We start from the raw sequence: 21,445 nt of genomic DNA, 5'->3' as shown, positions 1-21,445 counted from the left end.
CGTAGGATCTTGCCGTGAAGAAGACCCGTATCGCCATTGTCGGCCTTGGAATGGCCGTCACACCCCATGCTAAGGGCTTGGTGGATTTGGCCGACGTCGTCGATGTCGCTTATGCCTATGCACCTAGCCAGGCGCGGCGACAGTCGTTCAGCGAACGCTTTCCGTTCCCCACCTGCGACAGCCTTGAGACCATTTTGGATGATTCGTCTGTCGAGGCGGTTGCCATTTTCTCGCCGGCCAATACCCATCTCGATATCGCCCGGCGCTGCGCCGCGGCTGGCAAGCATGTGCTGCTGGAAAAGCCGATCGACATCACCACAGCCCGCGCCGAAGCCACGGTCGCAGCCTGCCGCGAGGCCGGTGTCACGCTTGGGATCGTCTTGCAGCACCGTTTCCGTCCGGCCGGCATGCGCCTTGCCGAGGTCATCGCGGCCGGAGAACTGGGTCGGATCGTAGGCTCATCCACGGTGATTCGCCTTTGGCGCCCGCAAAGCTATTACGACGAACCGGGCCGCGGCAGCTTTGCCCGCGATGGCGGTGGCGTATTGCTGTCGCAAGGCATCCATACGCTCGATCTGATGCTGAGCCTGGCCGGTCCCATCGCCGAAGTCACCGGCTTTGCCGCCACGACGTCAGTACATCGTATGGAGACCGAGGACATGGTCTGTGCTGCCGCGCGCTTTGCCAATGGCGCTTTCGGCACCATCGACGCGACCACGGCGGCCTATCCGGGCTTTCTCGAACGGATCGAGATCATCGGCGAGAAGGGCAGCGCCACCATCGCTGGCACCGAGTTGCTTGTCCAGTTCCAGGACGGCCGCAGGATCGCCATCGAGCCCGATGGTAGTGCCGGCGGCGCGGGTGCCGATCCCATGGCCTATCCGCACGATCATCACCGGGCTGTCATGGCAGACTTCATCGACGCCATCCAAACCGGGCGTGAACCCAAGGTTACGGGCGAAGAGGCTCTCAAGGTGCACCGCCTTATCGATGCACTGATAGAAACCGGCAAAGTTGGCCGGCCGGTTGCTGTCCGCGGAGTTGGCGCGTGACGCCGCCCTTGCGGTTCGCCGCCATCGGCCTGGATCACCGCCACGTCTATCACCTTGTTGGCGAGCTGATTGCAGCCGGCGCCGTATGCGCCGGCTTTTGCCCGCAAACGAGCGATGCCAAGGTGCTTGAGGGCTTTCTTGAACGCTTTCCCCAACTCGATCCCGTCGACCGTGAACGCCTGTTCGACGATCCCTCGATCGATATCGTAGTTTGCGCCGCCATCCCGCGAGACCGTGCGGCTATCGCCATCCGCGCCATGCAAGCCGGCAAGGATGTGATGGTCGACAAGCCCGGCGCGATCACGGCAGACGAGGTCGATGAGATCGACTGTGTCGCACGCGAGACAAGCCGCCTTTATTCCATCTGCTTTTCGGAACGCTTTGTGGTGCGCGCCTGCGAGGTTGCCAGCCGGCTTGTGGCCGAGGGGCAGATCGGCCGCGTCATCCAGACGGTCGGATTAGGCCCGCACCGGCTCAACCGCGCCATTCGCCCAGACTGGTTCTTCGACCCGGCGGCCTATGGCGGCATCATCACAGATATCGCCTCGCATCAGATCGACCAGTTCCTGCATTTCACCGGTGCGCCGGACGCTACGATCGTCTCTGCGTCTACCGCCAACCACAACCTGCGTGAAATGCCGGCATTTGAGGACTATGGCGAAGTCCTGCTGCATGGCGGCGGCGCGTCCGGCTTCATCCGGGTCGACTGGTTCACTCCCGATAGCCTCAAGGCTTGGGGCGATGGCCGGCTGTTTCTGCTCGGCACCGAAGGCTACATTGAACTGCGCAAATATATCGATATCGACGGGCGCGCGGGTGGGGACCACGTTTTCCTCTCCAACCGCGCCGGTACGCGGCATATCGATGCGAGCCACGAACCCCTGACCTATTTCCGGAACTTCCTCAACGATGTGCGGGACCGCACATCGACGGCCATGCCGGCCGGCCATGCCCTCAAGGTGACGCGCCTCGCTATCGAGGCGCAGGAGATAGCACGGCATCGTAAAGGACTCGTGGACGGGGCCGCGCGATGAGGCAGACCTGGCGCTGGTTTGGGCCGGCCGACCTCGCATCCATCGACGATGTCCTGCAGGTCGGCGCGCAGGGCATCGTCAGCGCCCTTCATCATGTTCCGACTGGGGAGGTCTGGACGTCCGAGGAGATTGCCAGGCGCCAGGACATCATTCGCCGCCGCCTGGCGAGCGGGTCCATGTTTCCCGCCGCACCGTCGACAGCCACATCCGGAACATTCGTGCCAGGCGCACAGACGCGGGATCATCTGGCTCCTTCAGCCACCGAAAAAATGGTGCCCGTCGCTGGCGATGCTCGCCTGCGCAGTTCTGGCGGTGGTCATCGGGCAAGAGCACAACTGTCTTTCGATGCCTCTCCCCAACGACGGCGCTACAGAATCCTGGATAATTCGCCAGTGATCCGTTTCGCCGTTTGATGCACAAGCCTGGCGCAGAGTTCGTGACGTCGCGCGTCGTGCCGGTATACGGGCATACTGACGCTTATCGCTCCGACCGGTTCCCGCTGACGATTGAAGATCGGGCTTCCGAGACAACGAATATCCGGCTCGTTCTCCTCGTCATCAAATGCAAAGCCCTGCTCGCGCGTCCGCTTCAGTTCCTCGAGCAGCGCCTCGGGCGTCGTTAGCGTCTTGGCGGTGTGGCGCTTTAACTCCAGCCCCTTGAAGACTTCCAGCAACCGCTCGTCCGGCAGGCCAGACAGCCACGCCTTGCCCACGGATGTGGAGTGAAGTTCAACCTGGCCGCCTATGCTCGTCTTCATCTGAACTGTGCTGGAGCCAACCAACTTGTCTATGTAGACCATCCGGTTGTTGCTGGGCACCGCAAGGTGCACGGCCTCATCCGTTGCGTCGCGGAGCGATACCAGAAATTCCCTTGCGATCGTCCGCAGGTCGGAATCCTCCCAGGTCTTGGCAGCGAGCTGGAGAAGGCGCGGCCCAAGGCGAAACGTTCCGCTTTCCCCAGACTGCGTGATGAGTCCCTCGGCGATGAGCGCCGACACGAGTCGGTAGACCGTTCCCCGCGGGAAACGCGCACGCTTGGTCAGTTGGGCAATGTCCAGTGTCCCGGGGGAATCTGCGATGATCTGGAGCACCGTCATGAACTTCGAGAACGAAGCCGCTCCCTGCACGGGATTGGGTGCCCTCACATCTGCTTCGTCCTGGAGGTCACTCAGATTCATGGCATAACTCCCCGCAAGCTTGACAACGAAACATGGTGGCACTACACGTTTGTGGACAAACTGTCCACACTGTAGTCAGTATTACGAAATTCGGTTCTAGTCGTATGATCGGGGAGGATCAACGGCAAGCTTGCATGTGCCGAAAGTGAACGCATCGTACAGTCTGACCTTCGGCGAGAGGGCGGGGGAAGTGTTGCTGGGAGGAGAAGCCATGACAAAAAAAGGGTACTGGGTTGCAATGGTCGATATTGCAGACCAGGAAGGCTACAAAGAATACATTGCCTTGAACAAGGCCGCTTTCGACAAATACGGCGCGACTTTTGTCGTTCGCGCCGGAAGACACCAGGTCATGGAAGGGCCGGACGCGAACCGCGTGGCTGTGATCGAGTTCAAGGACTACGAGACTGCTCTCGCCTGCTACAACTCCCCTGAGTATCGGAAGGCCATCGAGACACGCGTCAAGTACGCCAAGGCACATCTGACCGTGGTGGAAGGTGTCTGACGCCGGAAGTAAGGCTTGAACCTCCTATCGCGGTGGTTGGAGGGAACGTCACTTTTGCCCTGCGCGCTGTTCGATCGGATGAGCAAGACAAACCTTCATCACGCTATCGGGTGCTCACTCCCGACCAGCATGCTGGAAGTGCCCAGCTCCCGATATCGAGATCCTCGTCATGGTTCGTCGAGGGTTGCTGCATACGCGCACAACCTGTTTGGAATCAGCTATGCCCGCACCGTTGCAGTGGCTTTTCAAGGCTTTTGACGTCTTTGTCGTCATAGGCATGGCCATCATCAGCCTCCTGATCTTTACAAACGTCGTGCTGCGGTACGGCTTCAGCTCAGGCATTCCGTTTGCCGTCGAAGTCTCCCGCGTGGTCCTCGTCTGGGTCATCTTCATGGGGTCCGTGGTGGCCTTGGCAAAAGGCGCGCATCTCGGCGTCGATTCGCTGGTCGTCCGGTTGCCTCGAAAGGCGCGTATCGCCTGCTTTCTTGTTTCATACGGCCTGATGCTTTGGTGCTGCTGGCTCCTGGCAAAGGGCAGTTGGTCGCTCACCCTGATCGAGTGGGGCAACGTTCAGGCACTGTCGGGAATTCCCGTCGGCGCCATCTACGCCGCGGGGCTCGCCGCCGCCATCCTGATGGCTCTCGTCCTCCTTGTCGATCTGTGGCGCTCGCTGCGTGGCATCCTGCCAGCCCCTTGGTCGGGAGTAGAGCACGTTGAGCCGCTACCGGTCGTTTCCCCAGCGCTGAATTCGGAGAAAGCACCGTGAGCGGATTGGTATTTATCGGCTCCCTCCTCGGTGCGATGGGTATCGGGATTCCCATCGCCTTCGCCCTGATGCTGTCGGGGGTTGCGATGATGCTGCTAATGGGAAATCTGGATGCGCAGATCCTCGCACAACGGCTGGTCAATGGCGCGGACAGCTATCCGCTGATGGCGATCCCGTTCTTTCTGATTGCGGGCGAGCTCATGAACGCCGGCGGTCTCTCCCGCCGGATCGTGAACGTAGCCTTGGCGCTCGTCGGTCACATACGTGGCGGCCTCGGTTACGTGGTCATCGGCACGGGCCTTGTGCTTGCCAGCGTTTCCGGGTCGGCAATCGCGGATACGGCGACGCTGGCCGTCATGCTGGTTCCCCTGATGCGGGATGCGGGCTATCACATGGGTCGAGCCTCGGGCTTGATGGCGGCGACAGGCATTATCGCTCCTATCATCCCGCCCTCTGTCGGGTTCATCATTCTGGGCGTCACCGCAAACATTTCCATTGTCGGACTATTCTTCGCCGGAATCGTGCCTGGGCTGATGATGGGACTGAGCCTCATGATCGCCTGGTGGTTTCTCTCCAAGAAGGAAACGGCGTCCGTTCGGCCCAGAATGCCGCGTAGGGACCTCCCGAAAACCATCATGACCGCCGGTTGGGCGTTGATGATGCCGGTGATTATCCTGGCCGGACTGCGGTTCGGTCTCTTCACCCCCACGGAGGCCGGCGTCGTTGCCGCCGCCTACGCACTGTTCGTGGGGCTGTTCGTCTATCGGGAGCTGACGCCGCGGCGGCTCTACGATGCGCTGCTCGCCGCCGGGCGCCTGACGGCAGTGATCATGCTTTTGGTGGCAGCCTCCATGATCTCCGGCTTCATGCTGACGATTTCCAATATGCCCGCCCAGCTCGTCAGTATCCTCGATCCATTCATCGACTCGCCGATCCTGCTGATGGGTATGATCGTTGTGGCCGTCTTAATCGTCGGCACGGCGCTCGATTTCGCACCCTGCATCCTAATTCTGGTGCCTATCCTCATTCCGATCGTCAAGGCGGCGGGGATTGACCCGGTTTATTTCGGGGTCATCTTCATGATGGTCAACGCGGTCGGCCTGATCACGCCGCCTGTCGGAACGGTCCTCAACACAGTGTGTGGAATCAGCGGAGTTTCAATGGAGGCGGCCGCGAAGGGTGCCATGCCTTACCTTTTGGCCCAGATGATCCTCATTATGCTGCTGGTTCTGTTTCCGGCATTGGTGACCGTGCCAGCATCTTGGTTGCATTGAGCTCAAACCGTCGAGGAGCACTGAACATTCGACGAAGGCTTCTCCACCCATGCGACACAGGGCCTCGACTAGGCCGACGGCGGAGCGCCTGACGCGAAAGGAATTGCAACTGCTGGAGCAGGTCAAATTGTGCGCACTGGTAGGCGAGGGCGCTCGGCGCGGCCGCCTCTTCGCCGGCATTCGATAGCCAGACAAAGAGGCTTCCGGTTGGGAGTGCGCCGACTGGTTGGCATTCGTTCAGCCTTCAGAACTCGCTTAGGCCGGCGCGGCGTTCCATCACGGGCGCCTGCGTGAACAGGTGCCTAACCTCAGAATCCGCGATTCAATCGGCTCGAAATCGGCGTCAGTCGCCTCTGGAGGAAAGTTCCGTGGCAGGTCCGGGAATGAGGGAGGCAACCTATCTCGGCAAGTGTATCAGAACCTGACACTTTCTGTGAGATATGCATGGGGCGTCAGAGCCCCCCGGACACCGTGATCAGGGTGCCTGTTGTGAACCCGGAGCCAGGAGACGCAAGCCACAAGGCCGCGCGCGCGATGTCTTCGGGCTCTGCGATGCGCCCCATCGGGGTTGCCGCCGCAATCCTGGCTGGCCGCTCGGGGTTTCCGCCTTGGGTGTGTATCCGCGTGTTGGTGGTCCCGACACGTATGGCATTCACGCGGATGCCCTCCGGCGCCAGTTCCTTGCCCGCGCCGAATGTGATGGATTCCACTGCCCCCTTGGTCGCGGCATAGTGGACATATTCGTTAGGGCTACCGAGGAAGGCCGCCAGTGATGACATGTTCACGATCGTCCCGCCCTGGCCACCCTTGCGGGTGGACATGCGTTTTGCGGCCTCTTGGATACAGTACATGACGCCGAAAACGTTGATTCTGAAGGCGGTTTCCAGCACCGCAGGCTGCAACTCTTCTATCTTTCCAGCTTTCCCGATGATCCCGGCATTGTTGATCAGGCAGGTCACTCGCCCCAGTTCATCGTCGCAGGCGTTGAACAGAGCCTGGATGTCCTCCCTCTTGCCCACGTCTCCCTGTACCGCGATGGCGCGGACGCCTGCGGCCTTGCAGTGCTCAACGACTTCGGATGCAGCGGTGGTGTCCGAGAGGTAGTTTATGCAGACATCGTAGCCTTCGGCGGCGAACAGCCGAGCCGTTGCGGCACCGATGCCGTGACTCGCGCCTGTTACGATCACAATCGGTCTCATGGAATAATCTCCCCGCGCTTTCTCCAGGGCGTCCGCATCTCAGAAAACGGTCTCAAGGATCGCGGCGTAGTCTTCCTTGGTCAGCGGGCGTGGATTTGTGGGATGACTGTGGTCTGCAAGAGCTCGTTCACACACCCAATCAATGACGTGCCTGGGGACCCCCAGTTGGGACAATCTTGGTGTGACGCCCAGACGGCGGTTCAACTCGTCCAGCGCATCCGCGAGCGTTGTCTGTTCAAGTCCTGCCAGGTTCTCGAGGTAGCTGACCTTTTCGGCCACGGCCTCGACCTCTACGTTCCACCGAAGGACGGTCGGCATCAGGATGGCGTTGAGCGTCCCATGATGGAGTTTCGCCTCCTTCAGACCACCCAGGGCGTGGCTGAGCGCATGGACGGCTCCAAGCCCCTTCTGGAACGTCATGCCCCCTTCGAGGGCACCCATCATGAGGTCGCTCCGCGCCTGCGCGTTCGAGCCATCCGCGTAAGCGACGGGCAAAGCCTTCCAGATGCGTTTGAAGCCGTCGACGGCAATTGCCTCGGCAGGCGGATTGTAGCGGGGAGAAAGGTAGGTCTCGATGCAATGGGACAGCGCGTCGAGTCCTGTCGAGGCCGTCAATGCCGGAGGAAGCCCCATCGTCAACTCCGGGTCACAGACTGCCCTGCGCGGGATCAGGTAGGGGCTGATGAACCCCAGCTTCCGGCCATCATTCAGCGTGATCAATGCGGCGCGACCCACCTCGGATCCCGTACCCGCGGTTGTCGGGACAGCCACGAGCGGCGCGACCGCGCCTGTGATGCGCGCCACGCCGCCCAGGATCGCGGCATAACGCTCAAGTTCGCCGTCGTGCGTGGCGAGCAGCGCAACACCCTTGGCGAGGTCAATGGGGGAGCCCCCGCCTATCGCCACCACCCCGTCGCAACCGCTTTGTCTGTATAGCTCCAGACCGGCCGCAACTGCGCTCTCTGTGGGGTTGGAGGGGACGTCCAGGAAGGTCGGCGCGGTATTCAGAAACGCGAAAGCACGGCGCTGAAGCAAGCCAGCGGCTTGGACCCCGTGATCGCTGATTACAAGGGGGTTCGACACTCCGAGTTCGCGCAAAGTTTCCGCTAACGACCCGGCCGCCCCAATCCCGAAACTGATATTCGTGAGATAAGTTATAGTATTCACGCTGCGCGTATTCACCCTGCCGCTCTCCTCCATGTACTCGCCCCAATGCACCGCCGCAGCCACCGGGTGACACTCGGCACGTTTTCAGGAACCGTGCAGCGTGACGTCCTCGCCGCTTTGGTCCATATTGTGGGCATATTGTCCAAGCATCAATCGGAAGTCTGCAAATGTCAAGCGTAGCGTTTCGGATGCCCGCTGCTCCGGCCATTGACAAGCGGCGTCACAGCCTCAACACTAGTGTGGGCATATTGCCTGCATTATGGACAATTTATCGGTAGCGTTGGGGTTGCGCTGATCCGCTCGCGGAAATTCGCACCGCGGCGACATCCCGACGGGAGGAAAGCCTTGTCGAACGCCGCGGCCACCGTGCTGATACCAGGCTGGATGCATGAGCATGCGCGACGCATGCTTGGCACGCAGTTCAACCTGGTCGAAATCCCTGACTGTAACATTCAGGCCCGTCTGTCCCAGGACCTGCGGGCTTCAATTCGTGGCGTAGCCTGCCGTACCAGAATCGACAGTCAGTTCATCGATGCCCTTCCCAACCTGGAGATCGTCGCCAGCTATGGCGTCGGCTACGACGCAGTGGATGCTGCCTATGCACGCAGCAAGAAGATCATCGTGACCAACACCCCTGACGTTCTGAACGAGGAGGTCGCCGATCTCACAGTGGGGCTCCTTGTCAGCGTCGTCCGCGAGATACCCAAGGCACACGCCTTCGTCCGCGAGAGGCGCTGGCAAACGTCGGAGTATCCGCTCAGCCGGCTCACGCTGCGAAACCGCAGAGTCGGCATCTACGGAATGGGCCGGATCGGGCGCTGCATCGCGCGAAGAATTGAAGCTTTCGGGCTTCCTGTTGCCTATCATAGCCGGCGCCCGGCTGATGGAGTAGCATACGACTACTTTCCGTCGCTGCTCGAACTTGCACATGCCGTCGACGTACTCATTGCCATCGTCCCCGGGGACGCTTCCACCGTAAAGACCGTGAATGCCGACGTGCTGTCTGCTCTCGGACCGGAAGGAGTGTTCATAAATGTCGGACGCGGAACCGTGGTGGACGAGGAGGCATTGATCGGCGCCCTGCGCACAGGAACCATTGCGGCGGCCGGTCTCGACGTCGTCGCGGATGAGCCCAAGGTCTCGGAGAACATGCTGGCGCTCGAGAACCTTACGATCCTTCCCCACATCGGATCCGCGTCGGTCGCGACGCGCACCGCGATGGCCGATCTCCTCGCGCGGAACTTGATCGCCTGGTTCCAAAGTGGAGCGGCGATTACACCCGTGTCCTAGCTCAAGCGGCGGCCCAGGATCGGCGCGCCTTCAACCGGCACAGCGGTCAAGGTGTCAATCCGATGCCAGCCATCTCGTTACCGTGCATTGGAGCTCGGCTAAGAAGTTGACAATCTGCGAGTAGTCTGCCCATCATGTCGTGTTGGACATTGTGTCCATATTATGGACGCTCTATTCCAATTCAAAGTTTAGGGGTGCAATACTCGCAATTCCGGACTTGTCCGCGTTTGGGGACAATCCGCACATCCTGTTTCGGTGAATCATTCTCGGGAGGAGAACTCAATGAAACTCTTGCTTTTGACTGCGGCATTTGTCGGAGGCCTTCTGGCCGCCGCTCCGGCCATGGCCCAGAATGCCCGCCTGGGCTATGTACCCACGGAAGATCATCCGGTGGGGCAGGCTTCGCGCTACTTCGCAAAGCTGGTGGAAGAGAAGACCGGTGGTCGCATCAAGATCGAGACCTTCGGCAGCGGCGTGCTCGGAAGCGAGCCCGAAATGCAGGCGTCTGTTCAGGCCGGTTTCATCGACATCATGGTTGGCCCTACGCCGAACCTGGTCGGTGTCGTTCCGCAATTCATGATATACGACCTTCCGTTCTTCTATAAGGACTTCGCGGCGGTCGATGCCGTAATGGACGGCGAGGTTGGCGCGAAGCTGTTTTCACAGCTGAATGAAAAGACCGGCATTGTCGGACTGGCGTGGTGGGATAACGGCTTCCGCCACATGACCAACAAGATCCGTCCGATCAACACGGTCGAGGATATGGCAGGGATCAACATCCGGGTCATTCCCAATCCGTTGTTCATTGCGACCTGGACGGCTTTGGGAACCAATCCGACACCGCTTCCTTGGCCTGAGCTTTACAGTGCCCTCGAAAATGGCGCCGTCGATGCCCAGGAGACCCCGTACGCGCTCATCTACACCGCAAGGTTCTATGAGGTTCAGAGCCATCTGGCCAAGACGGGCCATGTCTATACGCCGTTCGTCCTCCTTGCCAGCCAGAAGTGGTTTGGAAGCCTCTCGGAGGAAGACAAGGCGCTCGTCATGGAAGCGGCAAAGGAGTCGGCAACCTTTCAGCGGGAAGTTTCTCGCAAGTCGGCGGAGGATCTGGAGCAGGAGCTCGTAGCGAAGGGTTTCAAGATTACCCAACCCACGCCCGAAGCCCTCGCAGCCATGAGCGAGCGCGTTGCACCTGTCGTGAAGGAATACAGCGAGAAGATTGGCGCGGATGTCGTCGAGCAGGCACGAGCGGCTATGGCTGCAGTCGCCGGTCAGTAAAGAACATGCCTATGCTGGCGATGCGGTGCAGCCTCCGCATCGCCACTTCTCTAAATTCAATCGGATCACGGAGCCTTTTCTGGCGTCGGCCACGTTGGCACACCGCGACGGGCAGGCCAAAGTGATCGGAGCGTAAGATGGCTCTTGCTGAGTCCGAGCGGCCTTGAAGATCGTCCGATGACCCCACGCATGCCCTTGCCCAGGAGGTCATGCAGCGCCCAATCGAGGCAGGGATCTGGCTAGACCCACACCGCGAGCAACCGCGCCTCACAGTCGCCAGTTCTGGGAGCGGAGCGAGACGCCCCGCGCATGGCATAGATTTCGCCGCCGATGATGCAGATCGCGTCAGAGCCCCGCGCCGGCAGCGTGGTCCTCTGGCTCGAATGATGTCCGCTCTGAAGCGAAGGATGAGTTCGCCTGTACGTCCCGCTGGAGGGTGCAAAGCTGCCATTCATCGGGGCTAAGAGGCTTCGGTCTGGCCGTTGCAAGCGATCCAAGTCAGGTGTTCGCACCAGCTTTGAAAACTTGCGGACGCCCCCCGAGCTGGTGCGGCAGAGCGCATTCACGTCGCAGGCTTAGGACCTTTGCGCTATTTTGCCCTGCGATGATGAACTTCTACGCAACAAACGCGCGTGGCTATCGTTCGTCTCTTGCACCAAGGTAGAGAAGACCGGCGAGGTCCTAGCCGTCGCCCGGAGAATGTTATGTTCGATTTCGACAATTCCTACGCACGCCTGCCCGAACGGTTCTACGCGTCCGTTTACCCTGGGCCGGTGAAGAATCCGAAGGTCCTGAAGTTCAATAGCGATCTTGCCGCTGAACTGGGTGTCGCCGTGCTGTCAGACCGCGCTCGGTTGGCTGGCATCCTGTCTGGCAACATCATGCCTGTGGGAGCGGAGCCGATTTCCATGGCCTATGCCGGCCACCAGTTCGGAAACTTCGTGCCGCAGCTTGGCGATGGGCGGGCGATTTTGCTCGGGGAGATCGTCGATACCAAGGGAACAAGGCGCGACATCCAACTGAAGGGCCCCGGGCGCACGCCATTTTCCCGGGGCGGCGATGGGCGCGCAGCGTTGGGGCCCGTGCTGCGCGAGTACATCGTCAGCGAAGCCATGCATGCTCTTGGTGTACCGGCAACCCGGGCATTGGCAGCAGTCGCCACCGGCGAAGAGGTCTACCGCGAAGAGGTGGAACAGGGCGCAATCTTGGTCCGCGTGGCGGCAAGTCACGTGCGGATCGGTACGTTTCAATTCTTTGCCGCCCGCGGCGATGACGAGGGCGTGAAACTTCTTGCCGATTACGTCATTGAACGCCACTATCCCGAACTGTCGGCCAATGAAAATCCCTATGTCGGTTTGCTGGAAGCTGTCGCCATGCGGCAAGCAGACCTCATCGCCCGCTGGCTTGGGATCGGTTTCATCCACGGCGTGATGAATACCGACAATATGTCGATCTCTGGGGAGACGATCGACTTCGGCCCCTGCGCCTTCCTTGACGAATTCGATCCTCTGAAGGTCTTTTCATCGATCGACCGAGCCGGTCGCTACGCCTACCGCAATCAACCGGGAATCGGTCAGTGGAACATTGCAAGGTTGGCGGAGTGCCTTGTCCCGCTGCTGCATCGAGAAGAGGCGACAGCCGTTGAAATCGCCAATGGCGTATTGGAAAAATTCGCAGCACGGTTCCAGAGTTCCTGGCTCACCGTTTTCCGCAACAAAATTGGGTTGGAGTCGGCATCGGGGGGCGACGGCGAACTGATCCAAGGGTTGCTGGCTGCCATGCACGAGGGCAGGGCTGACTTCACGTTGACTTTTCGGCGTCTGGCCGATGCGGCGGAAGGGAACGATGAAGCATTCTTGCGCTGCTTTAGCGACCCGTCTAAAGCGGCGGAATGGCTCAGTATGTGGCGCAGTCGACTTGGGAGCGAAGCGCTGGGGAAAGGCGAACTGGGAACCGTACTGCGCCGCAACAATCCGGCGATTATCCCCCGTAACCACCGCATCGAGCAGGCGATTGCATCGGCGCGCTCGGGGGATTTAATCGTTTTTGAACGGTTGCTCGATGCACTGAAGCGACCGTTCGAGGAATTGCCTGACTTTGCCGATTATATGACGCCGCCGGAACCGGAAGAGCGTGTGCTGCGAACATTCTGCGGCACATGATCTCGCGGGGTCCATTCCCGCGCATGTCCCACTGAGCTATCGGACGAGCTGCGGGCAGGCTCCTTCACTGCTTGTCGTGCCCAGCCCTCGGCAGAGCCGCAGGTGTGCCCATATCGAGATTTGCCAGTTCGTAGCCGCGCTGAAAATCCTGGATATGCTTCTCCATCCAGTCCTGTGCTTGGCGGCTGTCCTGGTCGCGAATCGCCTCCACGATCTTTTCATGCGCGAAAAGCAGCCGCTCGGCGGCGTTGAGGCGCGAGATCACGGCCAGGAACGGCGGGTAGAACAGTTCGCTGATCGGCAGGCGCGCCGCCTGGATCGCACGGTTTCCCGTGGCCAGCGCCACGAGATGGTGGAACGCAATATCGAGGTCGGTCAGCACATCGGAATCGTGCAGTGCGAGCCGCATCTGCGCCAAATTGGCGTCCAGCGCCGCAAGGTCGTCATCGGTGCGCCGCTGCGCGGCTGAACGCGCAGCGGCCGGTTCCAGCGCAAACATCGCCTCCCACAATTCCTCGAACGTTACATGGTCCAAGACCATCGCCGTCTTGAGGCGGCGGGAGATGTCGCGCGACTGAGGCACGGCGGCAAAGAGCTTCTTGCGGCCGGTCTCGCGCCGGACAAACCCGTTCTGTTCGAGCGCCCGGATCGCCTCGCGCACGGTCGAGCGGTTGACGCCGAGCGTTTCGGCAAGATTGGTCTCGGAGGGCAGTGTGTCGCCAGGCTGAATGTCGCCGCTGAGGATGCGCGCTTCGATCGCGACAGCGACGAGCCGGAAGGCTGGCTCGGTCTGGCCGGGCTCGGTGGCTATCGTCGGTGCCGCACTCGGCAATTGCGTCATGACGCCTTCCTGAAAAGCCTGCGCGCAATGCTCCAGCGGTGAACCTCCGAGGGGCCGTCATAGATCCGGAAGGCGCGGACATCGCGAAAAATGCGCTCGACCTCGGTTTCGCGGGTGACGCCCATGCCGCCCAGAATTTGGACTGCGCGGTCGGCGACGCGGAACACCGCTTCCGAAGCCTGTACCTTGATCATGCTGCTTTCGGCTGCGCCCCGCGCGCCCTGGTCGAGCAGCCAGGCGCAATGACGGACGCCGAGGCGCGTCATGTGCAGGTCGATGGCGTTGTCGGCCAGCATGAAGCCCACGCCTTCGTGCTGGGCGAGCGGCACGCCAAAAGCCTCGCGCCGCGCGGCATAGTCGACGGCGATGTCATGCGCCCTTTGCGCTGCGCCCAGCCAGCGCATGCAGTGGGTCAGCCGCGCCGGCACCAGCCGAACCTGGGCATAGTGAAATCCCTTGCCGACCGCGCCCAGCACGTCGCTTTCCGGAACTTCCAGGTTCTCGAAGTCGATCACTGCATGACCGCCGGAAAAGCTCGAATCCATCGTGTCGAGCGTGCGCGCGATGGTAAAACCCTTGGCCGGAAGGTCGGTCAGGAACATCGTCGCGCCGACATCCTCGCCGTCGACGATGGTGCGTGCCATGATGATGGCATAGGCGGCGCCTTCAGCGCCGGTGATCAGCCATTTGCGGCCGTTGATGACGAAGCGGTCGCCCTGCTTCACCGCCGTGGTGCGGAGCGCCGAGGGATCGGAGCCGGTGCCGGGGCTTGGTTCCGTCATGCAGAAGCAGGACCGGCTTCGGCCTTCCGTCATCGGGCGCAGCCAACGCTCCTTCTGCGCTTCGGTCGCAACCGCCTCCATGAGATGCATGTTGCCCTCGTCGGGTGCGGCGCAATTCATGGCGATAGGGCCAAGCATGGAATAGCCCGATGCCTCCAGCACCACAGCCTTGCCGAGATGGCTGAGGCCAAGGCCGCCGAAGTCGTGCGAGGCCTGGGGGGTCAGAAGCCCTTCGTTGCGGGCAAGGGCTACCAGTTCGATCCGCAGCGAGTCTTCCGGACCGTGTGCGGCACGGCGTGCATCCTTCTCGAAAGGAATGATCTGCTCGCGTATGAAGCTGCGCGTTTTGGCTTCAAGCGCCTCGAGTTCGGGCGATAGGGCGAAGTCCATGAGGTGGTTCCTTCAGAACAGGCGGCCGCGTGCAACGTCGAGCGCAAGGGCAAAAAGCTCCTCGCCGATCGAGCCGAAGCCGACATAGCGAGGGTCTGTGGTTTCGCCGGTGAGATGGCGATGGTGAAGCTGCAGAAAGACGACCGCGAGCTTGAAGATCGTCAGAACACGATAGGGCCGGATGGCCTCGATCGAACGGCCGGTGTGTTGGGCGTAGGCTTGTGCAGCCTCCGCGCGTGACAGAAAGCCCGCTTTGGCGGTGGGCATCTGCGCCAGGCGGTGCATGCAGTCGGGGTCGCCGGGTTCGGTCCAGTAGGACAGCATCGTGGCGAGGTCGAAAAGTGCCGGGCCGCGCGTGCCCATGTCCCAATCGACGATGGTGCCGGGTTGCAGTGTGGCAGGGTCGAGCAGGATGTTGTCGAGCTTGAAATCGGAATGCAGCAACACCGTCGCGTCTTCCGGCGGTTGCGGGGTGTTTTTAAGCCATCCGGCAACCTCTGCGGCCGCTGCCGGAAGTGTCCCGCCATAGACATGAACGGCGCGCTTTATCCAGCCTTCGGCCTGCCGCGCGAAGAACCCTTCCGGCCGTCCCAGCGTCTCCAAACCAACGGCTTCCGGCTTGACCTCGTGAACCTGGGCAAGCGTCTCGATCAGCATCGCCGACAGCGCCCCCCCGGTCTCGGCTGTTTCAGGCAGGGGATGCAATTCATCGCCGCGAATGGCCTGGCCGGTGCGAAATTCGAGGATTTGGAACGGCACGCCGATGACGCCGGTGTCGGCGCACAGATGCAGGCTGCGTGGCGCAAGCGGCAGCGCCCGCCAGAGCTTCGACAGAATGCGATGTTCTCGCGCCATGTCGTTCGCGCCGGGCGGCAGCGGACCGCCCGGCGGCCGGCGGAGCACGGCCCAGCCCGACTCGAGCTTGAGCAGATAATTGAGATTGGCGAGCCCGCCCGCGAATTGCCGCGGTTTGAAGTCGCCGTCGATATCGATGCCGTGACCAGCCAGTTCGACAGCGACACGCCCACTGTCCAAGGGCGTGCCACGCTCCACAGGCAGCAAATTCAAGCCTGCGGGCATGATTTCTGCTAAGGCGGGAGATATTGAGGACGGGGTCATCAGAGCTTCCTGTCCCACAATTATTGTGGGACAAAAGTTTGATGTCAACCGCTCTCATGCGTTCGCCGATGCGGAAAAGCAGGTAACGGTCGAGTTTATCGCACTTTATTGTCCGACGATAATCGCCGCGAGTCGGCTTCGCCCGGCAATCCGGGGCAGACCGGAAGAGTGAGTGCGCAATGGCTCAGTGGCGGCCCTTGGCACGGGTGGCAAGCACATTGCGGATTGAAAAGCTCGAATGGATTCTCAGAACACCCGGCAGTGTCGAGAGGATCTCCTTATGGATACGCTCGAATTCGCCCGGGCTTGCGACTTCCACTTTCAGCAGGTAGTCGGCGCCGCCGGTCATCAGGAAACACTCCTGAATATCCGGGTGCTTTCGCGCAGCCGCTTCGAACCTGTTCAGATAGTCCTCGGTCTGCCGCTCCAGCGTGATGTTGATGATCACGGCAATGGCATTCTCGCCGAGGGTATTGTCGACCAGCGCCGTGTAACCGCGAATGATCCCGCTGCTTTCCAGAATGTTGATCCGCCGCAGGCAGGCGGAGGCGGATAGCCCGACTTCAGCCGCGAGTTTGGCGTTGCTCATCCGCGCATTGAGCCGAAGCAACTGGATGAGTTTGCGGTCTATGGCGTCCATGGGTATGTGCACGATCTTTCGTTTGTTCGTCGAACATACGAAAAAATACGCAATAATGAAATGATCAAGCCAAGATCGATGAGAAATTCTCTCATCGTTTCAATATGATCCACTCGTTGGCGAAAAGGGCTGCTGATGACGTGCGAACGGCAGGAAAGTCTGGCTGGGAACGATGCGGAGAAAGCGGGCGAGTCCGGCTATCTGACGATCGATCTCAGTGCCATCGGCCGGAACTACGAAATCCTGTCCACCGCTCTGGCATCGACGCCGGCTGCCGCGGTCGTCAAGGCGGATGCCTATGGCCTGGGCGCGGAACGCGTCGCTCAGGCTCTCTACGGGTCTGGATGCCGCAATTTCTTCGTTGCGCATTTCAAAGAGGCCGAGACGCTCAGACCGGCGCTTGCAGCGGATGCCAAACTGTTCGTTCTGAACGGACTGCAGCCCGGCAATGAAAGGGCCTGCGCCGATAGCGGCATCATCCCCGTCATCAATTCTCTGGAGCAACTGAGGCGGTGGTCCTTCCTTGCGATCACGCTCCAGCGAAAGCTTCCAGCGATCCTGCAATTCGATACGGGCATGGCGCGGCTGGGAATCCCCCCGCAGGACAGGCGGGCGATTGCCGAGGAGCTGGCCGCTACCGATTCACTCGACGTGCTGTTCGTCATGAGCCATCTGGCGTCGGCGGATGATGTCGACAGCACGCAGAATGCCAACCAGCTTCTCGAAATGCGCAAAATTTCCAGCGAGTTTCCGCAGTTCGGCATCAGCTTCGCCAATTCCGGCGGCGTCTTCCTCGGCCCCGATTATCACGGCGATCTCGCCCGCACGGGTATAGCGCTTTACGGCGGTGCGCCGACGGCGGGCCGGGCCAATCCCATGCAGCCGGTAGTCCGGCTCGATGTGGCGGTCATCCAGACCCGGACGATCCCGGCGGGAACCCTTGTCGGCTATGGCGGCAGCCACGTCACCGCTGGCGAGATGCGGCTGGCTACCATCGCCGCCGGCTATGCCGATGGCTTGCCGCGCAGCCTGTCGAACCGCGGCGCGGTTTTCTACCAGGGCGTCCGCCTGCCCATTGTCGGACGCGTATCGATGGACAGCATCACAGTCGATGCCACGGCTCTCCCTGAGGGGACCCTGCGACTTGGCAGTCTCGTCGAGGTGATCGGGCCGAATCAGACTTTGGAAGCCGTTGCGGAAGCTGCCGGAACCATCTCCTATGAAATCCTGACCAGCCTCGGTCATCGCTACCGCCGCCAATATCTCTAACCCCGTCGCTACCGTTGAGGATCACCATGAAAGTCACAGTTCTCGGCGCCGGGATCATCGGCGTCACGACAGCCTACCAGCTTGCCAAGTCGGGACATGAGGTCACGGTTGTTGACCGGCAGTCCGGGCCCGCGCTCGAAACCAGCTTTGCAAACGCCGGGGAGGTCTCGTTCGGCTATTGCTCTCCATGGGCGGCGCCCGGAATTCCGCAGAAGGCCATCAAATGGCTGTTCATGGAACATGCCCCGCTGATCCTGCGTCCCAAGGTCGATTGGGCGATGATTTCCTGGATGATCCGGATGCTGAGAAACTGCACCTCGGAACGCTATGCGATCAACAAGAGCCGCATGCTGCGTTTGTCCGACTACAGCCGCACGTCGCTCGCCGAGATCAGGGCCGAGACCGGCATCGCCTATGACGAGCGCATGCAGGGAACGCTGCAGCTTTTCCGGACCCAGCAGCAGCTCGACGCCTCGGCCAAGGACGTCAAGGCGCTCGCCGCCGACGGCATCCCCTATGAGGTGCTTGATCGCGATGGCTGCATCCGGGTGGAACCAGCGCTTCGCCATGTCCGCGACAAGATCGTCGGCGGCTTGCTGACGCCCAAAGACGAGACCGGCGACTGTTTCAAATTCACCAACGCCCTGGCAGCCAGGGCCGCCGAACTCGGCGTCCAGTTCCTCTATGGCCGCACCGTCAAGGCGCTCGACATCGAAGCCGGGACGGTGAGGGGGGTGTTGACCGATCAGGGTCCGCTGAAATCCGATGCGGTGGTCGTGGCGCTCGGCAGCTATTCGCCGCTTCTGCTCAAGCCGGCGGGCATCAGCCTGCCGGTCTATCCGGTAAAAGGCTACTCGCTGACCATTCCCATCGTCGACGCCACCCGCGCGCCCGAATCCACCGTGATGGACGAGACGTACAAGATCGCGATTACGCGGCTTGGCGACCGCATCCGTGTCGGCGGCATGGCGGAGATTTCCGGTTACACCAACGATCTCGGGCTCCCGCGCCGCCGGACGCTCGAGCATTCCGTCACCGATCTGTTTCCCGGCGGCGACCCGGCGCAGGCGAGCTTCTGGTCGGGGCTTCGGCCGATGACGCCTGATGGCACGCCGGTGATCGGCGCAACCAGGATAGGCGGGCTGTTCCTCAACACCGGACACGGCACCCTCGGTTGGACCATGAGTTCCGGCTCGGCGCGGATCGTCGCCGATCTGGTGAGCGGGCGCAAAGCCGATATCGACACCAGCGATCTGTCGCTGCAAAGATATGGCTGATGGTCGATCCATCTGAACCTGTGGCTTGCGCAGGCAGATGACGATGTGCATCGTAGTGGCGGTAACGAACCGCCGGGAGGAACGATGACGGTCGATCAGGCAACCCTTTCTCTTGCGGCCGACAGCGCCGCTTCGCTCGTAGGACGCGTCTGGCGGCCGGAATTGGAAGGCCCGTCCGTCGTGCGCATTGCCGGCGACCGCGTCATCGACATTACCGCGACCTTTCCCACCATGCGCGACCTTTGCGAGGTGGACGACCCGGCCAGAGCGTTGCGCGCAGCCCATGGCGAGGACATCGGCGCCGTGGCCGATCTGCTGGGCAACGCCGCTCCCCAACACCGCGAAGCCGGTAGGCCCTGGTTTCTTGCGCCCGTCGACCTTCAAGCCCTGAAGGCGGCAGGCGTCACCTTCGTCGTTTCCATGCTCGAACGCGTCATCGAAGAACGCATTCGCGGCGATGCCTCCGCCGCTGAAAGTGTCCGTAAGCGTATCGTCGAGGCGGTGGGGGACGATATTCGCAAGCTCAAGCCCGGATCGCCCGAGGCGGCGAAGCTCAAGGCCGCCCTTATCGAGGCCGGTGCCTGGAGCCAGTATCTCGAAGTCGGCATCGGACCCGATGCGGAAATCTTCACCAAGGGCCAGCCCATGTCGGCGGTCGGGCCGCAGGCGGATATCGGGGTTCACCCGGCCTCGACCTGGAACAACCCGGAGCCTGAAGTCGTGCTCGTCATCTCGTCGTCCGGCCGTATCGTTGGCGCCACGCTCGGCAACGACGTCAACCTGCGCGACGTCGAGGGGCGCTCGGCGCTATTGCTTGGGAAAGCCAAGGACAACAACGCCGCCTGCGCCATCGGCCCATTCATTCGCCTGCTCGACGAAGGCTTCGGCCTCGACGACATCCGTGGGCTGGAACTTTCGCTGCGCGTCGATGGACCGGAGGGTTTCACGCTGGAGGGGCATTCATCCATGACGCAGATCAGCCGCGATCCGGTTGATCTCGCCGCTCAGGCGATCAACGCCCACCACCCTTATCCCGATGGGCTGATCCTTTTTCTTGGCACCATGTTCGCGCCGGTCAAGGACAGGGGCGAAACGGGTCGCGGCTTCACCCACAAATCGGGCGACATCGTTACCATCGCCACGCCAAAGCTGGGCGCGCTTGTCAATCGGGTGCAGGCGACCGACAAGGCTGAACCATGGACGTTTGGGGTGTCGGCCTTGATGCGCAATCTTGCCGCACGCGGGGTGCTCAAGGGCTGAGATGGCTTGGCGCCGGGAATGGCAACCTCGAAAACCTCGCCGGCGTGGCACTCCTGCCTCTTCACAACAATCGTATGAAAACGTAGTGTGTCGCCGTTCGCAGTTGCGAACACATCCGGCGGGCGACACTGTGTGCCGCCGGAATTCATGCGGCGGCTGTTTGGCAGTACGTCCGAGGAAATCCACTCAGGCAATCCGAGGTAACCACCCGACATGTCTTCGCCAAGCGAAACGATCGCGTTTCAGGACAACGACCAGAGCCTCGCGGAAACCTTGCTGCGGGCCATCAACTCCATCGACGGCGACACCGTCACCTTGCGTCGGCTCTTCCTCATCATCGGCGAGCAGGGGCTTCTCGTGCTCTGCGCCCTGCTGACGGTGCCGTTCCTGTTGCCGGTCTCCATCCCAGGCGTGAGCACGGTCTTCGGCGCCGCCATCATCCTGATCAGCATCGGCATCACGTTGAATCGCCTGCCGTGGCTTCCGCGCTTCCTGCTCGACAGAAACCTTGAAACCGAGCGCCTGCTGCCGGTTCTGCGCAAGGGTCTAAGCATCGTCCAGCGCGCCGACCGTTATATCCACCGCCGCCTCGACGTGCTGGTCGACGGCGTTTTCATCAACCGCCTCAACGGTGCGGCCATCGTGTTCAGCGGTCTTCTGCTGATGCTGCCGCTTGGGCTCATCCCGTTTTCCAACACCTTGCCGGCGCTGGCCATCCTGTCCATGGCTCTGGGCTTGTCGCAGCGCGACGGCGTATTCGTGCTCGGCGGCTATGTCATGATGGTTCTGACAGTCATCTATTTCGCCGTGCTGGCGCTGCTGGCTGTTGCCGCCGGGCAGACGATCGGCTCATACCTGCCATTCTGATGACCACGGCTTGCGCTTCCATTAGTTCCTGATTTGTTCTAAAACGCCTTCTTCCTTTTTGGGAAGGAGGCGTCGTTATGTCCAGTCAGTATGCGTTTG

The 21,445-nt window shown here is 61.3% G+C and carries 19 protein-coding genes and 1 pseudogene; 13 read left to right on the top strand and 7 right to left on the bottom strand.

The genetic code is table 11. From position 1 onward, the window contains the following. The first annotated feature begins 14 nt into the window (after positions 1-14). The 3 genes and pseudogenes from ICI42_RS15775 to ICI42_RS23700 all read left to right on the top strand — a co-directional run. The gene (locus ICI42_RS15775; RefSeq protein WP_188165519.1) at positions 15-1,052 is read left to right on the top strand and encodes a Gfo/Idh/MocA family protein; all 1,038 of its coding nucleotides are present in this window, start codon (positions 15-17) and stop codon (positions 1,050-1,052) included. After that, positions 1,049-2,086, top strand: a complete 1,038-nt coding sequence (locus tag ICI42_RS15770) for a Gfo/Idh/MocA family protein (RefSeq protein ID WP_188165518.1) — start codon at positions 1,049-1,051, stop codon at positions 2,084-2,086. The genes ICI42_RS15775 and ICI42_RS15770 overlap by 4 nt, the downstream gene beginning before the upstream one ends. Further along, positions 2,083-2,241 (top strand): annotated as a pseudogene (locus ICI42_RS23700) (mannonate dehydratase); the annotation flags it as partial. The gene ICI42_RS15770 and the pseudogene ICI42_RS23700, both read left to right, overlap by 4 nt. A 212-nt stretch (positions 2,242-2,453) precedes the next feature. On the opposite strand, the gene ICI42_RS15760 reads toward ICI42_RS23700, so the two are convergent. Next, a complete protein-coding gene (locus ICI42_RS15760; RefSeq protein WP_188165516.1) occupies positions 2,454-3,263 on the bottom strand; it encodes an IclR family transcriptional regulator in 810 nt (269 codons plus the stop codon). Between the two features lie 211 nt (positions 3,264-3,474). Here ICI42_RS15760 and ICI42_RS15755 point away from each other — a divergent pair, with 211 nt between their 5' ends. The 3 genes from ICI42_RS15755 to ICI42_RS15745 all read left to right on the top strand — a co-directional run bounded on the left by ICI42_RS15755 (position 3,475) and on the right by ICI42_RS15745 (position 5,805). Continuing rightward, a complete protein-coding gene (locus ICI42_RS15755; RefSeq protein WP_188165515.1) occupies positions 3,475-3,765 on the top strand; it encodes a DUF1330 domain-containing protein in 291 nt (96 codons plus the stop codon). A 220-nt stretch (positions 3,766-3,985) separates the two neighbouring features. Beyond that, positions 3,986-4,531 carry a TRAP transporter small permease gene (locus tag ICI42_RS15750; protein ID WP_188165514.1) on the top strand — a complete coding sequence of 182 codons (546 nt, stop codon included), beginning with the start codon at positions 3,986-3,988 and terminating at the stop codon, positions 4,529-4,531. Further along, complete coding sequence (locus ICI42_RS15745; protein ID WP_188165513.1) at positions 4,528-5,805, top strand: TRAP transporter large permease; 1,278 nt, start codon at positions 4,528-4,530, stop codon at positions 5,803-5,805. Before ICI42_RS15750 ends, ICI42_RS15745 begins: the two co-directional genes overlap by 4 nt. 452 nt (positions 5,806-6,257) lie before the next feature. Here the strand turns inward: ICI42_RS15745 and ICI42_RS15740 are convergent, their stop codons facing one another. Together ICI42_RS15740 and ICI42_RS15735 are read right to left on the bottom strand one after the other, a co-directional pair. Beyond that, a complete protein-coding gene (locus tag ICI42_RS15740) occupies positions 6,258-7,004 on the bottom strand; it encodes an SDR family oxidoreductase (RefSeq protein WP_188165512.1) in 747 nt (248 codons plus the stop codon). 39 nt (positions 7,005-7,043) lie between these two features. Then, positions 7,044-8,171 carry an iron-containing alcohol dehydrogenase gene (locus ICI42_RS15735; protein WP_188165574.1) on the bottom strand — a complete coding sequence of 376 codons (1,128 nt, stop codon included), beginning with the start codon at positions 8,169-8,171 and terminating at the stop codon, positions 7,044-7,046. Positions 8,172-8,516: 345 nt separating this feature from the next. On the opposite strand from ICI42_RS15735, the gene ICI42_RS15730 reads away from it, so the two are divergent. The 3 genes from ICI42_RS15730 to ICI42_RS15720 all read left to right on the top strand — a co-directional run bounded on the left by ICI42_RS15730 (position 8,517) and on the right by ICI42_RS15720 (position 12,901). Next, on the top strand, positions 8,517-9,461 hold the full coding sequence (locus ICI42_RS15730) for a 2-hydroxyacid dehydrogenase (protein ID WP_407945169.1): 945 nt from the start codon (positions 8,517-8,519) through the stop codon (positions 9,459-9,461). Between the two features lie 282 nt (positions 9,462-9,743). Beyond that, positions 9,744-10,739, top strand: coding sequence for a TRAP transporter substrate-binding protein (locus tag ICI42_RS15725; RefSeq protein WP_188165511.1), 996 nt, complete (start codon positions 9,744-9,746; stop codon positions 10,737-10,739). A 704-nt stretch (positions 10,740-11,443) separates the two neighbouring features. Next, a complete protein-coding gene (locus tag ICI42_RS15720) occupies positions 11,444-12,901 on the top strand; it encodes a protein adenylyltransferase SelO (RefSeq protein WP_188165510.1) in 1,458 nt (485 codons plus the stop codon). Positions 12,902-12,965: 64 nt separating this feature from the next. On the opposite strand, the gene ICI42_RS15715 is transcribed toward ICI42_RS15720, so the two are convergent. From ICI42_RS15715 to ICI42_RS15700, 4 genes are all read right to left on the bottom strand, one after another. After that, positions 12,966-13,742 (bottom strand): FadR/GntR family transcriptional regulator, encoded by a 777-nt coding sequence (locus tag ICI42_RS15715; RefSeq protein ID WP_188165509.1) that lies wholly within the window; start codon positions 13,740-13,742, stop codon positions 12,966-12,968. Next, positions 13,739-14,914 (bottom strand): acyl-CoA dehydrogenase family protein, encoded by a 1,176-nt coding sequence (locus ICI42_RS15710; RefSeq protein WP_188165508.1) that lies wholly within the window; start codon positions 14,912-14,914, stop codon positions 13,739-13,741. Before ICI42_RS15710 ends, ICI42_RS15715 begins: the two co-directional genes overlap by 4 nt. 12 nt (positions 14,915-14,926) lie before the next feature. After that, positions 14,927-15,994 (bottom strand): phosphotransferase family protein, encoded by a 1,068-nt coding sequence (locus ICI42_RS15705; protein ID WP_210317263.1) that lies wholly within the window; start codon positions 15,992-15,994, stop codon positions 14,927-14,929. A gap of 223 nt (positions 15,995-16,217) precedes the next feature. After that, positions 16,218-16,673 carry an Lrp/AsnC family transcriptional regulator gene (locus ICI42_RS15700; protein WP_188165572.1) on the bottom strand — a complete coding sequence of 152 codons (456 nt, stop codon included), beginning with the start codon at positions 16,671-16,673 and terminating at the stop codon, positions 16,218-16,220. Between the two features lie 135 nt (positions 16,674-16,808). Between ICI42_RS15700 and alr the strand changes: the two genes are divergently transcribed. The 4 genes from alr (at position 16,809) to ICI42_RS15680 (ending at position 21,346) form a co-directional block, all read left to right on the top strand. Next, the gene (alr, locus tag ICI42_RS15695) at positions 16,809-17,942 is read left to right on the top strand and encodes an alanine racemase (protein WP_188165506.1); all 1,134 of its coding nucleotides are present in this window, start codon (positions 16,809-16,811) and stop codon (positions 17,940-17,942) included. Between the two features lie 26 nt (positions 17,943-17,968). Next, the gene (locus ICI42_RS15690) at positions 17,969-19,219 is read left to right on the top strand and encodes a D-amino acid dehydrogenase (RefSeq protein WP_188165505.1); all 1,251 of its coding nucleotides are present in this window, start codon (positions 17,969-17,971) and stop codon (positions 19,217-19,219) included. A gap of 84 nt (positions 19,220-19,303) precedes the next feature. After that, positions 19,304-20,479 (top strand): fumarylacetoacetate hydrolase family protein, encoded by a 1,176-nt coding sequence (locus ICI42_RS15685; RefSeq protein ID WP_188165504.1) that lies wholly within the window; start codon positions 19,304-19,306, stop codon positions 20,477-20,479. A 213-nt stretch (positions 20,480-20,692) separates the two neighbouring features. Further along, positions 20,693-21,346 (top strand): exopolysaccharide biosynthesis protein, encoded by a 654-nt coding sequence (locus tag ICI42_RS15680; RefSeq protein ID WP_188165503.1) that lies wholly within the window; start codon positions 20,693-20,695, stop codon positions 21,344-21,346. The last annotated feature ends 99 nt before the right edge of the window (positions 21,347-21,445 follow it).

It is taken from the genome of Oryzicola mucosus (assembly GCF_014534685.1).
Taxonomy (GTDB): domain Bacteria; phylum Pseudomonadota; class Alphaproteobacteria; order Rhizobiales; family Rhizobiaceae; genus Oryzicola; species Oryzicola mucosus.
Note: the sequence above shows the minus strand (reverse complement) of the source record. Positions and strands in the feature narration are given on the sequence as shown.

Bases quoted from the DNA above. Each gene is read 5' to 3' on its own strand.
- ICI42_RS15760 (WP_188165516.1), bottom strand. From the start codon at position 3,263: ATGAATCTGAGTGACCTCCAGGACGAAGCAGATGTGAGGGCACCCAAT.
- ICI42_RS15755 (WP_188165515.1), top strand. From the start codon at position 3,475: ATGACAAAAAAAGGGTACTGGGTTGCAATGGTCGATATTGCAGACCAG.
- ICI42_RS15750 (WP_188165514.1), top strand. From the start codon at position 3,986: ATGCCCGCACCGTTGCAGTGGCTTTTCAAGGCTTTTGACGTCTTTGTC.
- ICI42_RS15740 (WP_188165512.1), bottom strand. From the start codon at position 7,004: ATGAGACCGATTGTGATCGTAACAGGCGCGAGTCACGGCATCGGTGCC.
- ICI42_RS15725 (WP_188165511.1), top strand. From the start codon at position 9,744: ATGAAACTCTTGCTTTTGACTGCGGCATTTGTCGGAGGCCTTCTGGCC.
- ICI42_RS15720 (WP_188165510.1), top strand. From the start codon at position 11,444: ATGTTCGATTTCGACAATTCCTACGCACGCCTGCCCGAACGGTTCTAC.
- ICI42_RS15715 (WP_188165509.1), bottom strand. From the start codon at position 13,742: ATGACGCAATTGCCGAGTGCGGCACCGACGATAGCCACCGAGCCCGGC.
- ICI42_RS15710 (WP_188165508.1), bottom strand. From the start codon at position 14,914: ATGGACTTCGCCCTATCGCCCGAACTCGAGGCGCTTGAAGCCAAAACG.
- ICI42_RS15705 (WP_210317263.1), bottom strand. From the start codon at position 15,994: ATGCCCGCAGGCTTGAATTTGCTGCCTGTGGAGCGTGGCACGCCCTTG.
- ICI42_RS15700 (WP_188165572.1), bottom strand. From the start codon at position 16,673: ATGGACGCCATAGACCGCAAACTCATCCAGTTGCTTCGGCTCAATGCG.
- alr (WP_188165506.1), top strand. From the start codon at position 16,809: ATGACGTGCGAACGGCAGGAAAGTCTGGCTGGGAACGATGCGGAGAAA.
- ICI42_RS15690 (WP_188165505.1), top strand. From the start codon at position 17,969: ATGAAAGTCACAGTTCTCGGCGCCGGGATCATCGGCGTCACGACAGCC.
- ICI42_RS15685 (WP_188165504.1), top strand. From the start codon at position 19,304: ATGACGGTCGATCAGGCAACCCTTTCTCTTGCGGCCGACAGCGCCGCT.
- ICI42_RS15680 (WP_188165503.1), top strand. From the start codon at position 20,693: ATGTCTTCGCCAAGCGAAACGATCGCGTTTCAGGACAACGACCAGAGC.